The organism is Burkholderia orbicola (assembly GCF_900100915.1).
Lineage (GTDB): Bacteria > Pseudomonadota > Gammaproteobacteria > Burkholderiales > Burkholderiaceae > Burkholderia > Burkholderia orbicola.
This window is the reverse complement of the sequence record NZ_FNKW01000002.1, coordinates 2,317,766-2,330,810: the sequence shown is the minus strand read 5'-3', so window position 1 is coordinate 2,330,810 and position 13,045 is coordinate 2,317,766. Positions and strand designations below refer to the sequence as shown.

Here is a 13,045-nt window from a genome sequence, read left to right as displayed (position 1 = left end):
CATCGCCACGCGTGACCGCACCGATTCATCGAGTGGCTCGCCTTCCACCTTTGCGTGAAGGCCGCACGACGCGCCAGCGGCCCGAGCCGGAGTCTGCCCGCCGCTATCGCGCCGCGAAGCGGCCGTGCTGACGCGGCCGCCACGGCGACGACCGGCAACTGGCCCCGCCGGCCGCGCGGCGCGCCGCGAAACGTCCGGTGCGACGCATGCCCGACTCGCGCCGCGCCACCGCGACGATGCGCGGCGCCCACGCCAGCACGACACGCCGCACGGCCGCCACGCGCGCGGCCAGCCGCGATACCGGAGACACGCGGCGCACAGCATGGGCAACGGGCCGCTTGCACAGGATCGCGCTGTCGTAGCGCTTGCCGGCGAAGCGCATCACGTCGACCACCTCGAAGCCCTGCGCGCCGTAGAACGCCAGCAGGTGCGCAGCAGGATGCGGCGTATCCAGCGCGAGCAGCGCATAGCCGCGCAACGCGGCCCACTGCTCGGCGAACGACAGCAGCAACGCGCCGATCCCGCGGCTCTGGCAAGCCGGGTCCACCGCCACCTGGCGCACGCTCGCGACGCCTTCGCACCGGTACAGCGAGCAGGCCGACGACGGATCGGTCGCATACAGCGTGGCCGTACCGACGACACGCCCGCCGCACACGGCGACATAGCACTCGCCCGCTTCCGCGCGGCGGCGCGTGACGTCTTCGTCCTGATCGACGCACGTGCAGTTGAGCCCCATCGCACCGAGCCGCGCGAACGCGCGGTGCAGCATCGGCGTCAGTTGTGCATAGCTGTCGATTGCCGGATCGAAACGCCGGACGATCACCCGATCGGCGCACCTGGAAGGCGGCGCGGCAGCGGTGCGTTCGGCGATCGCGTTCCAGGGTATCGACATGGCCAGGCTCCGTGGTGAAGATGCACGAAGTCTAGGAGCGCGCCGGTTGCCGTCGCAAGAAAAAATGTCGTAAAAATTCCGGGCCAAGACGGCGGGCGGAGGTCGCGAATACGGCATCGTTCCGATGCTGCGTGCACGTCGTGGCGAACGCATCGAAGCACCGATCGTTGTTCGCGCAAGCAACGCGCCATGCAATGAAGTCGCGTGGTGATGTCCACATCCGCGCGCATGCCGTTGACACGTACCGCCCCGCGCTCCAGACTCGCTGCTCCGTCACCGCCCCGCGAGCGCCCATGATCACCTGCTTCCTTCGCTACGTCGTCGATCCGTACAAACTCGTCGAATTCGAAACCTACGGCAAGATGTGGATTCCGCTCGTCGAGCAGTTCGGCGGCACGCATCACGGCTACTTCCTGCCGTCCGAAGGCGCGAGCAACATCGCGCTCGCGATGTTCTCGTTCCCGAGCCTCGCCGAATACGAACGCTACCGCGAACGCTCGAAGGACGATCCGGCCTGCCAGGCCGCGTTCCGCTACGCGGAGGAAACGCGCTGCATCGTCAGCTACGAGCGCAGCTTCTTCCGGCCGGTGTTCGAGTGACGGGCGGCGTCGCCGCGCATCGCGCCCCGTTTTCCGGCCGAAGACGAAAAAAAGCCCCGCCTGCATCCGCGCGGCGGGGCCAACCCATGTCAGTAGAGACATCATGGAGGAGACGAGCCCATCTTATCGACCGTGGCGCACCGTCTCAACCAAGCATTTCTGCTATCGATCTGCGGGGCCGCGCACACGATTGCCCCCGCCACGCGGCATATCGATAGAACGAAAAGTCGTTTTCAGAGTGGCGACGGGGTCGTTACCATCTGGTTTTAAGCCTGTGCTTAGCCGGGCAAGCCAATCCCAGGAGCGCCCCTTGACTGCATTCGATCAACACCGCCGCCCGTTCGTCGTCGGCATCGGCGGGACCACCCGAGCCGCATCGTCCACCGAACGCGCGCTGTCGTTCGCACTGCGCGGCGCGCAGGCCGCCGGCGCACGCACGCGCCTGTTCGACGGCCCGTTCCTGCATACGCTGCCGCACTACGCCCCCGAACACAAAACGCTGACCGACGCGCAGCGCGAGCTGATCGACGCCGTGCGCCAGGCCGACGCGATCATCATCGCGACGCCCGGCTATCACGGCGGCGTGTCCGGTCTCGTGAAGAACGCGCTCGACACGCTCGAGGAACTGCGCGCGGACGAACGCCCTTATCTCGACGGCCGCGCGGTCGGCCTGATCGTCACCGCGTACGGCTGGCAGGCGGCCGGCACCGTGCTGACGTCGCTGCGCTCGATCGTCCATGCGCTGCGCGGCTGGCCGACGCCGTTCGGTGCCACCGTCAACACGCTGGAAACGCGCTTCGAAAGCGCCGACAGCTGCTCGGACCCGAAGGTCGTCGCGCAACTCGAGACGGTCGGCACGCAAGCCGCCGAATTCGCGCTCGCGTTCGCGTCGCATCGCGCGGCCTCGCACGCGGCATCGGTCGATGCGCTCGCGCCCGTACTGAAGGTCGCCAACCAGTAACTTCCGCATTCCGCCGCGCGCCTCCGATCGACGAGATTCGACGGGGCGCGCGGCGCGTCTTCCAGCGCGTGGCGATATGCCGGGCGCATCGTCTCGCCGCTCGAACATACCGTTTCCGCGTACCACCCCGATAACGATTCAGCCCGCCGCGTGATTTGCATTGGCCGAAAGATTGGTTCACGCAGCCGGCAGGTTTTCGTACGCTGAAAGTCCGAACTTTTTCCGCGCACGCCATGAACCGTACGATCCGCTACAAGGGCTATGAAGTCGCTCCCGCTGCCGCCCGGTTGCCGAACGGGCTGTTCGCCGCCAACCTGACGATCGAACGCGCGAGCGGCGGCCCATCGCCGCGCTCCGTGTCGTTCGACGCAATCGATTTCTTCTTCGAGGAAGAGCACGCCCTCGCCTACGCATCACGCTGGGGCCGCCTCTGGGTCGACACGAACGCGTGACGCGCGCCGGGCCGGCGTGCACATGGCCGCTCGAAAATACGCGATGACGGAAGCTGTGCAAGAATCTTTCGATCCGTAATCGCATAACAATAGCCATGACCGACACGCTGCAGGAAGAGCATGCAGCCGCAGATCACGCGATGCGCAACTGGACCTTCGAGAGGCAAGGTCCCGTCCGGATCGGTTCCGACGCGCACAAGCAGATGTTCTGTCGGATGCTGCTCGACACACACAACCCGTACAAGCCGGCCGTGATCGACTGGCCGGCGCTCCAGCCGGCCGAACTCAGACGGCTCACGTCGCTGCCGATCTGGGACATCGCCGTGCAAACCGAAGGCCGCGCGTCGATCCGCGTGGCCACCTACGCCGCAACGGTCGACGATCCGCTGCTGCGCCGCGCGCTCGAAATGGACGGCGGCGAGGAAGCCCGCCACAAGGTCGTGCTGTCGAAGCTCGTCGAGGCGTACGGCATCCGGCTCGCGCCCGAGCCGGCCTACCCGGCGCCGACCGATCCCGAATGGTCGTGGATGATGACGGGCTTCAGCGAATGCATCGACAGCTTTTTCGCGTTCGGCCTGTTCCGCTCCGCGCAGCGCTCCGGCTATTTCCCGCCTGAGCTGGTCGAGACCTTCGAGCCCGTGATCCAGGAAGAAGGCCGCCACATCCTGTTCTTCGTGAACTGGTACGCGTGGTACTGGCGCACGATGCCGTGGTGGCGCCGGCCGTGGTTCTTCGCACGGGTGGCGGCCGTGTGGGTGCAACTGATCCGCGACCGCATGAGCATCGCGCGCGGCATCGATGCCGACGGCGCAGCCCGTGACGCGAATTTCCCGGCGACCGGCACCGCCGACATCGGCGATGCGCTGAACCCGCGCGAGCTGATCGAGCTGTGTCTCGTGGAGAACGACCGGCGGATGGCCGGTTACGACAAGCGCCTGCTGCGCCCGATGTTCGTGCCGCGGATGGCGCGGTTTGCGCTGCGGTTTCTGAAGAAGTGAAGTCGGGCGCTTGCCGCGGGTCAGGCGGCAAGCGCCCGGTTCGGTCCACGCCCGTGGGCCGACTGTGGCGCGTCCGATACATTCGATCCATCCCTCTTTTTCTTCGGCACGTCGCGCCGTCCTCGGCATGACTGACAAATTGCCGCACCCCGGATCTGACATTTCGAGCGCCTTCGACTCGACGCCGACCCGTGGTCTTTGACGGCTGTCGGCACCCCGCCAAACACCCCGCCGCAAGCGTGTCCGCTCAGCTTCCCGCATGCGCGCCGATTCCGCCTTAACGCCGATGTCAGCGCGATCGTCAATAGGACAAAACCGATAAATTGACGCAGACCGTTTCGTTTTTCGTCCTGTAGCACTTTTTTACAACTTCACCGGACCGGCTCGCCGGGAACGCCCGTCACACGGGCACCCGCGCCGGACATGATGCGTAAATCAGCACAACCGAATGCCTACCGAATCAGATAATTTTAATTATTTTATAATCCATAAATAAAAAAACAATACTCATCAAAAGGAAATCTATTAATAGATTAATTAAATGGAAAAAGAATTATCCTCCATCCCGTCAAGAAACATTACAAACATGAAAGAATTCGATGACGCGCAAACGTTTGCTATTTCATTTGTCTTACTTTTGATGTGATTCGATGTGTAATCTACCGCACAAAACCGTCGCAAGTGTTTGATTTTTATATACAAACCAAGATGGACCGAGAAAAAATCAAACCCTTCACGACACATTCTTACAACTTTCAAATTCATTCATCTCCGGCACATCAAAACACGTCGCATTAACCATTCTTTAACTTTCCATTCCCCTCATTTATCACTGTTTGTCAATCTCTAAAATCCACCTCCAATAAACTCCGCCCATCAATTTTGAGATTCGCGCGAGCGCACGGAGTAATCCTCTAAGAAAAGAGACCGGTGTGTGGCGTGCACATTTGGAGGTAGCAGGACATGAACCGCACATACCGCTCGATCTGGAACGAAGCTCTTGGCGCCTGGGTCGCGGCATCGGAACACGATTCGGCACGGGGCAAGCCGAACAAGTCGGCCGTCGTGGTGGCAGCAGTCGCGGCCTTGGCGATCAGTCTGCCCGGCTTGGCCGAGGCCAACACGCTCAACACACAGCAGACCTGCTTCACGGGCAGCAACGGCGCGGTCGGCCGCGTCAACCCGGGTGGCACGCAAAACCAGGCTGGCGATGGCTCCGGAACGTATTCGGTCGTAGCCGGGTGTAACTCCAACGGCAATGGCTGGACCGGTGTCACGGTATACGGCTCGTTCGCGCAGGCGACCGGCAACGGCGCCGTCGCCACCGGTATGCAATCGTCGGCCGGTCTCTGGGGTGTCGCGGCCGGTCTCGAAACCACCGCCAGCGGCGCCGCCGCAACCGCCCTCGGCTTCGGTTCGACGGCCAGCGCGCTGAACTCGGTCGCGATCGGCGGCGCGGGCGGCGACGGTACGACGCCGCTGTCGCAGGCCAACTCGACGCTCGCCTCGGGTGCGGGTTCGATCGCCATCGGCAGCAACGCAACGAAGGGCGCTCAATCGGCCGCCTCGGACGGTATCGCGATCGGCGGGCAATCGTCCGTCGCGTCGACCGCCACGTCGGGAATCGCAGTCGGTCGCGGTGCGACCGTCAATGGTGCGTACGGCATCGCGCAAGGCGACGGCGTCGTCTCCGGCGCAACGGGCCGGAACGTGGCGATCGGCTCGTCCGGTACCACCGCGAACGGCGCCACGGCCGCCGGCGGCGCGGTCGCGATCGGCCGAGGCCAGGTCGCGACCGGCGACGGCGCCGTTGCGATCGGCGATCCGAACAGCGCCACCGGCACGGGCGCGCTGGCAATCGGCGCAAACGACACGTCGAACGGTTCCGGCGCCATCGCGCTTGGCAACAGCAACTCGGCGAGCGGCACGGGTTCCGTCGCGCTCGGCAACAGCAGCACGGCAACCAACAGCGCCGTCGCAATCGGCAGCTCGGCGTCGGCAACGGGCACCAACGGCGCGATCGCCATCGGCAACGCCGCGACCGCGAACGGTACCGGCGCGATCGCGCTCGGTAACGTCGGCAGCTTCGCCGCCAAGTCGCTGGCTACCGGCACGGACGCACTCGCGCTCGGTAACGGCTCGACGGCCAGCGGCAACGCTGGGGCGGTCGCCGTCGGTGCGGCGGCCGTGGCGTCTGGAAGCTATGGCACGGCACTCGGTTCGAATTCGACCGCAAGCGTCGCAAACTCGGTCGCCCTCGGCTACAACGCGCTGACGACCAGTGCGGCAACGGCGACGTCCGGCGGCACCACCACCGTCAGCAACGCCACGATCGGCGGTCAAACGTTCGGCAACTTCGCCGGCTCCAATTCGGCGGGCGGTGTCGTCAGCGTCGGGCAGTCGGGCTCGGAACGCCGTATCCAGAACGTCGCGGCAGGCCTCGTCACGGCCACCAGCACCGACGCGATCAACGGCAGCCAGCTCTATTCGGTTGCGAGCACGACGACGTCGAGCATCACGAGCCTGTCGACGTCGGCGTCGACGGGGCTGTCGTCGGCTAACAGCTCGATTTCGTCGCTGTCGACTTCCACATCGACTGGTCTTTCGTCGGCCACGAGTTCCATCGGTTCGCTGTCCACCGGCCTGAGTTCGACCAACAGTTCGGTTACCTCGCTTTCCACGTCGGCTTCGACGGGGCTGTCGTCGGCTAATAGCTCGATCACGTCGCTCTCGACTTCCACGTCGACTGGTCTTTCGTCGGCCACGAGTTCCATCGGGTCGCTGTCCACCGGCCTGAGTTCGACCAACAGTTCGGTTACGTCGCTTTCCACGTCGGCGTCGACGGGGCTGTCGTCGGCTAACAGCTCGATCAAGTCGCTGTCGACTTCCACGTCGACCGGCCTTTCGTCGGCCACGAGTTCCATCGGGTCGCTGTCCACGGGACTCAGCTCGACCAACAGTTCGGTTACGTCACTTTCCACGTCGGCTTCGACGGGGCTGTCGTCGGCTAATAGCTCGATCACCTCGCTCTCGACTTCCACGTCGACCGGTCTTTCGTCCGCTACGAGTTCCATCGGTTCGCTGTCCACCGGCCTGAGCTCGACCAACAGTTCGGTTACCTCGCTTTCCTCGTCGGCTTCGACGGGTCTGTCGTCGGCTAACAGCTCGATCACGTCGCTGTCGACTTCTACGTCGACTGGTCTTTCGTCGGCCACCAGTTCCATCGGTTCGCTGTCCACCGGCCTGAGCTCGACCAATAGCTCGGTTACCTCGCTTTCCACGTCGGCGTCGACGGGGCTGTCGTCGGCCAATAGCTCGATCACGTCCCTGTCGACTTCTACGTCGACTGGTCTTTCGTCGGCCACCAGTTCCATCGGCTCGCTGTCCACCGGACTCAGCTCGACCAACAGCTCGGTTACCTCGCTTTCCACGTCGGCGTCGACGGGTCTGTCGTCGGCTAACAGCTCGATCACTTCGCTGTCGACTTCCACGTCGACTGGCCTTTCGTCCGCCACGAGTTCCATCGGTTCGCTGTCCACCGGCCTGAGCTCCGTCACGACGAAGACGAACAATCTCGGTACGAGCACGGCGTCAGCACTCGGCGGCGGCTCGACCTACGACCCGGCGACGGGGACGGTTTCCGCACCGGCATATACGACGTACAACGCGAACGGTACGACCTCGACCGCCAACAGCGTCGGCTCGGCGATCAACAATATCAACAGCCAGGGCATCAAGTACTTCCACGCGAACTCGACCGGCGCCGACAGCACCGCAACGGGCGCCGACGCCGTCGCCATTGGCTCCGGCGCCGTCGCCAGCACGGACAATTCCGTCGCGCTCGGCGCCGGCTCGAAGACCGTCGCGGCAACGCCCACGAGCAGCGCGACCGTCGACGGTGTGACGTTCAGCGGATTCGCTGGTGCCAATCCGGTCGGCGTCGTCAGCGTGGGTGATGCCGGCAAGGAACGGCAAGTCACCAACGTCGCCGCCGGTCAAGTGACCTCCACCAGTACCGACGCGATCAACGGCAGCCAGCTGTATTCGGTCGCCCAGCAAGTCGGTACTGCGACCAGCGCCATTTCATCGCTGTCGACTTCGACTTCGACTGGCCTGTCTTCGGCTAATAGTTCGATCACGTCGCTCTCGACTTCGACATCGACCGGCCTCTCGTCCGCGAATAGCTCGATCACGTCGCTCTCAACCTCGACCTCGACGGGTCTGTCGTCGGCTAACAGCTCGATCACTTCGCTCTCGACTTCGACTTCGACGGGTCTGTCCTCGGCTAACAGCTCGATCACCTCGCTCTCGACTTCGACCTCGACCGGCCTGTCGTCGGCTAACAGCTCGATCACTTCCCTGTCGACTTCGACTTCGACTGGCTTGTCGTCGGCTAACAGCTCCATCACGTCGCTGTCGACCTCGACTTCGACGGGCTTGTCGTCGGCTAATAGCTCGATCACTTCGCTCTCGACTTCCACGTCGACGGGTCTGTCGTCGGCCAACAGCTCGATCACCTCGCTCTCGACTTCGACCTCGACCGGTCTGTCGTCGGCTGACAGCTCCATCACATCGCTCTCGACTTCGACCTCGACGGGTCTGTCGTCGGCTAACAGCTCGATCACTTCGCTCTCGACTTCGACTTCGACTGGCCTCTCGTCGGCCAACAGCTCGATCACCTCGCTCTCGACTTCGACCTCGACCGGCCTGTCGTCGGCTAACAGCTCGATCACTTCCCTGTCGACTTCGACTTCGACTGGCTTGTCGTCGGCTAATAGCTCGATCACGTCCTTGTCGACCTCGACTTCGACGGGCCTCTCATCGGCTAACAGCTCGATCACTTCGTTGTCGACCTCGACTTCGACGGGTTTGTCCTCGGCTAACAGCTCGATCACGTCGCTGTCAACCTCGACCTCGACCGGCCTGTCGTCGGCTAACAGCTCCATCACTTCGCTGTCGACGTCGACCTCGACCGGCCTGTCGTCGGCTAACAGCTCCATCACGTCGCTCTCGACCTCGACTTCGACGGGCCTGTCGTCGGCTAACAGTTCGATCACTTCGCTCTCGACCTCGACTTCGACGGGCTTGTCGTCGGCCAACAGTTCGATCACTTCGCTGTCGACCTCGACCTCGACTGGCCTGTCGTCGGCAAACAGCTCGATCGATTCGCTGTCCACGTCGACCTCGACGGGTCTGTCGTCGGCTAATAGTTCGATCACCTCGCTGTCGACCTCGACTTCGACGGGTCTGTCCTCGGCTAATAGCTCGATCACCTCGCTGTCGACCTCGACGTCGACCGGCCTGTCGTCGGCTAACAGCTCGATCACGTCCTTGTCGACCTCGACCTCGACGGGTCTGTCGTCGGCCAACAGCTCGATCGATTCGCTGTCGACCTCGACCTCGACCGGCCTGTCGTCGGCTAACAGCTCCATCACTTCGCTGTCGACGTCGACCTCGACCGGCCTGTCGTCGGCTAACAGCTCCATCACGTCGCTCTCGACCTCGACTTCGACGGGCCTGTCGTCGGCTAACAGTTCGATCACTTCGCTCTCGACCTCGACTTCGACGGGCTTGTCGTCGGCCAACAGTTCGATCACTTCGCTGTCGACCTCGACCTCGACTGGCCTGTCGTCGGCAAACAGCTCGATCGATTCGCTGTCCACGTCGACCTCGACGGGTCTGTCGTCGGCTAATAGTTCGATCACCTCGCTGTCGACCTCGACTTCGACGGGTCTGTCCTCGGCTAATAGCTCGATCACCTCGCTGTCGACCTCGACTTCGACCGGCCTGTCGTCGGCTAACAGCTCGATCACGTCCTTGTCGACCTCGACCTCGACGGGTCTGTCGTCGGCCAATAGCTCGATCGATTCGCTGTCGACCTCGACCTCGACCGGCCTGTCGTCGGCTAACAGCTCCATCACGTCGCTCTCGACCTCGACTTCGACGGGCCTGTCGTCGGCTAACAGTTCGATCACTTCGCTCTCGACCTCGACTTCGACGGGCTTGTCGTCGGCCAACAGTTCGATCACTTCGCTGTCGACCTCGACCTCGACTGGCCTGTCGTCGGCAAACAGCTCGATCGATTCGCTGTCCACGTCGACCTCGACTGGCCTGTCGTCGGCAAACAGCTCGATCGATTCGCTGTCCACGTCGACCTCGACGGGTCTGTCGTCGGCTAATAGTTCGATCACCTCGCTGTCGACCTCGACTTCGACGGGTCTGTCCTCGGCTAATAGCTCGATCACCTCGCTGTCGACCTCGACGTCGACCGGCCTGTCGTCGGCTAACAGCTCGATCACGTCCTTGTCGACCTCGACCTCGACGGGTCTGTCGTCGGCCAACAGCTCGATCGATTCGCTGTCGACCTCGACCTCGACCGGCCTGTCGTCGGCTAACAGCTCGATCACTTCGCTGTCGACGTCGACCTCGACCGGCCTGTCGTCGGCTAATAGCTCGATCACGTCGCTGTCGACTTCGACCTCGACGGGTCTGTCGTCGGCTAATAGTTCGATCACCTCGCTGTCGACCTCGACTTCGACGGGTCTGTCCTCGGCTAATAGCTCGATCGATTCGCTGTCGACCTCGACCTCGACCGGCCTGTCGTCGGCTAACAGTTCGATCACGTCGCTCTCGACTTCGACTTCGACCGGCCTCTCGTCGGCCAACAGCTCGATCACGTCGCTCTCGACTTCGACTTCGACGGGCCTCTCGTCCGCGAATAGCTCGATCACTTCGCTCTCGACCTCGACTTCGACCGGTCTGTCGTCGGCCAACAGCTCGATCACGTCCTTGTCGACCTCGACCTCGACGGGTCTTTCCTCGGCTAACAGCTCGATCACTTCGCTGTCGACATCGACCTCGACCGGCCTGTCGTCGGCTAACAGCTCGATCACTTCGCTGTCGACTTCGACCTCGACGGGTCTGTCCTCGGCCAACAGCTCGATCGATTCGCTGTCGACCTCGACCTCGACCGGCCTGTCGTCGGCTAACAGCTCGATCACCTCGCTGTCGACCTCGACTTCGACGGGTCTGTCGTCGGCCAACAGCTCGATCACTTCGCTGTCGACCTCGACCTCGACCGGCCTCTCGTCGGCCAACAGCTCGATCACGTCCCTGTCGACCTCCACCTCGACCGGTCTCTCGTCGGCCAACAGCTCGATCACGTCCCTGTCGACCTCCACCTCGACCGGTCTCTCGTCGGCCAACAGCTCGATCACGTCCCTGTCGACCTCCACCTCGACCGGTTTGTCGTCGGCCACGAGCTCCATCGGTTCGCTGTCCACCGGCCTGAGTTCGACCAACAGCTCGATCACCTCGCTGTCGACTTCGACTTCGACCGGCATCAGCTCGCTGTCCACCGGCCTGAGCAGCACGGACAGCACGATCCTGTCGCTGTCCACCTCGACCTCGACCGGCATCGGCTCGCTGTCCACCGGCCTGAGCAGCACGAACAGCTCGGTGTCGTCGCTGTCGACCTCGACTTCGACCGCGATCAACGCCGCGAAGACGCACTACTACAGCGTCAACGACAACGGCGTGCAGCAAGCCAACTACGCCAACGACGGCGCCACGGGCACCAACGCCCTCGCCGCCGGCGTGAACGCCAGCGCGGCGGGCGCGAGCAGCGTGGCAGTCGGCGACGGCTCGAACGCGCAAACGGCAGGCGCGGTCGCGATCGGCCAGAACGCCTCGGCAACGGGCGGCAAGGCGGTATCGATCGGCTCCGGCAACACGGCGTCGGGCGACGGCGCGGTCGCGATCGGTGACCCGAACGTGGCGACGGGCACCGGCGCCGTGGCGATGGGTGCGAACAACACGGCGACCGGTGACGGCGCGGTGTCCCTTGGCAACCAGAACACGGCAACCGGCGCCAGCGCGCTGGCCCTCGGCAGCTCGAACCAGGCCACCGCGGACAACACGATCGCGCTGGGCAGCCAGGCCACGGCCAGCGCCACCGGCGCCCAGGCCTACGGCTCGGCCGCCAAGGCCACGGCCGCCGACGCGCTCGCCTTCGGCACGAACGCGCAAGCGAACGTCGCGAACTCGATCGCACTCGGCGCGAACTCGGTCACGGCCGCGGCGGTCGGCACCTCGAGCGCCACGATCGGCGGCGTCACGTACCCGTTCGCGGGCGGCTCGCCGGTCGGCGTGGTGAGCGTCGGCGCACCGGGCCAGGAACGCCAGATCACGAACGTCGCCGCGGGCCGGATCTCGGCCACGAGCACGGACGCGATCAACGGCAGCCAGCTGAACGCGACGAACAACGCGATCAACACGCTGTCGACGTCCACCGCGTCGAACGTCGCATCCCTGTCGACCGGCATCAACTCGCTGTCGACCGGGCTGAGCACGACGAACAGCAACGTGGCCTCGCTGTCCACGTCGACCTCGACCGCGATCAACTCGCTGTCGACGGGCCTCAGCACGACGAACAGCAACGTCAACTCGCTGTCGACGTCGACCTCGACCGGCATCGGTTCGCTGTCCACCGGCCTGAGCACGACGAACAGCAACGTGGCGTCGCTGTCGACCGGCGTGACGAACATCAACAACCAGTTGAACCAGCTGTCGACGACGCTCAACAACAACACGACGCGTGCGGCGAACAACAACGGCGTCGCCGCCGACCTGAACGGCAAGGGCAACGACCTTCCGGTGGTCACGGCCGGCTCGAACTCGGTGGCGATCGGCGCGGGTTCGAACGACGGCGGTCGCTCGAACGTGGTGTCGGTCGGCAGCGACCAGCAGCAGCGCCAGATCACGAACGTCGCGCCGGGCACGCAAGGCACCGACGCGGTGAACGTGAACCAGCTGACGCAGGTGCAGACGACGCTGTCGACGGCACTGTCGGGCCAGCAGGCGCAGATCAACTCGCTGGGTTCGCAACTGCAGCAGACCGACCAGATGGCGAAGCAGGGTATCGCGGCCGTCGGCGCGATGGCGTCGATCCCGCAGCTCGATCGCGACGCCAACTTCGGGATGGGCGTGGGCACGTCGACCTTCCTCGGCCAGAAGGCGATGGCGGTCAACATGCAGGCGCGCATCACGGAGAACCTGAAGGCGTCGATCAACGGCGGTTTTAGCGGCGGTCAGAAGGTGATCGGCGCCGGCATGCTGTATCAGTGGAAGTAACGCGTCGCGCC

Annotated in this window: 6 protein-coding genes; 5 read left to right on the top strand and 1 reads right to left on the bottom strand. The window is 64.2% G+C overall.

Translation table 11 applies throughout. The features are described from left to right. Positions 1-103: 103 nt before the first annotated feature. Positions 104-892 carry a GNAT family N-acetyltransferase gene (locus BLS50_RS27340; RefSeq protein ID WP_074805584.1) on the bottom strand — a complete coding sequence of 263 codons (789 nt, stop codon included), beginning with the start codon at positions 890-892 and terminating at the stop codon, positions 104-106. A gap of 293 nt (positions 893-1,185) precedes the next feature. Here BLS50_RS27340 and BLS50_RS27335 point away from each other — a divergent pair, with 293 nt between their 5' ends. The 5 genes from BLS50_RS27335 to BLS50_RS35610 all read left to right on the top strand — a co-directional run bounded on the left by BLS50_RS27335 (position 1,186) and on the right by BLS50_RS35610 (position 13,034). Further along, entirely contained in the window at positions 1,186-1,491 is a 306-nt protein-coding gene (locus tag BLS50_RS27335) for an NIPSNAP family protein (RefSeq protein ID WP_006490913.1), read from the top strand. Between the two features lie 310 nt (positions 1,492-1,801). Further along, complete coding sequence (locus BLS50_RS27330) at positions 1,802-2,452, top strand: NADPH-dependent FMN reductase (protein ID WP_012339459.1); 651 nt, start codon at positions 1,802-1,804, stop codon at positions 2,450-2,452. Between the two features lie 233 nt (positions 2,453-2,685). Further along, a complete protein-coding gene (locus BLS50_RS27325; protein ID WP_006480563.1) occupies positions 2,686-2,904 on the top strand; it encodes a hypothetical protein in 219 nt (72 codons plus the stop codon). Between the two features lie 95 nt (positions 2,905-2,999). Further along, a complete protein-coding gene (locus BLS50_RS27320) occupies positions 3,000-3,902 on the top strand; it encodes a hypothetical protein (protein WP_012339443.1) in 903 nt (300 codons plus the stop codon). Positions 3,903-4,865: 963 nt separating this feature from the next. Then, positions 4,866-13,034: an ESPR-type extended signal peptide-containing protein gene (locus BLS50_RS35610; RefSeq protein WP_074806753.1), complete on the top strand. Its 8,169-nt coding sequence runs from the start codon at positions 4,866-4,868 to the stop codon at positions 13,032-13,034. The last annotated feature ends 11 nt before the right edge of the window (positions 13,035-13,045 follow it).

Coding starts and splice junctions, on each gene's coding strand:
- BLS50_RS27340 (WP_074805584.1), bottom strand. CDS start 892: ATGTCGATACCCTGGAACGCGATCGCCGAACGCACCGCTGCCGCGCCG.
- BLS50_RS27335 (WP_006490913.1), top strand. CDS start 1,186: ATGATCACCTGCTTCCTTCGCTACGTCGTCGATCCGTACAAACTCGTC.
- BLS50_RS27325 (WP_006480563.1), top strand. CDS start 2,686: ATGAACCGTACGATCCGCTACAAGGGCTATGAAGTCGCTCCCGCTGCC.
- BLS50_RS27320 (WP_012339443.1), top strand. CDS start 3,000: ATGACCGACACGCTGCAGGAAGAGCATGCAGCCGCAGATCACGCGATG.
- BLS50_RS35610 (WP_074806753.1), top strand. CDS start 4,866: ATGAACCGCACATACCGCTCGATCTGGAACGAAGCTCTTGGCGCCTGG.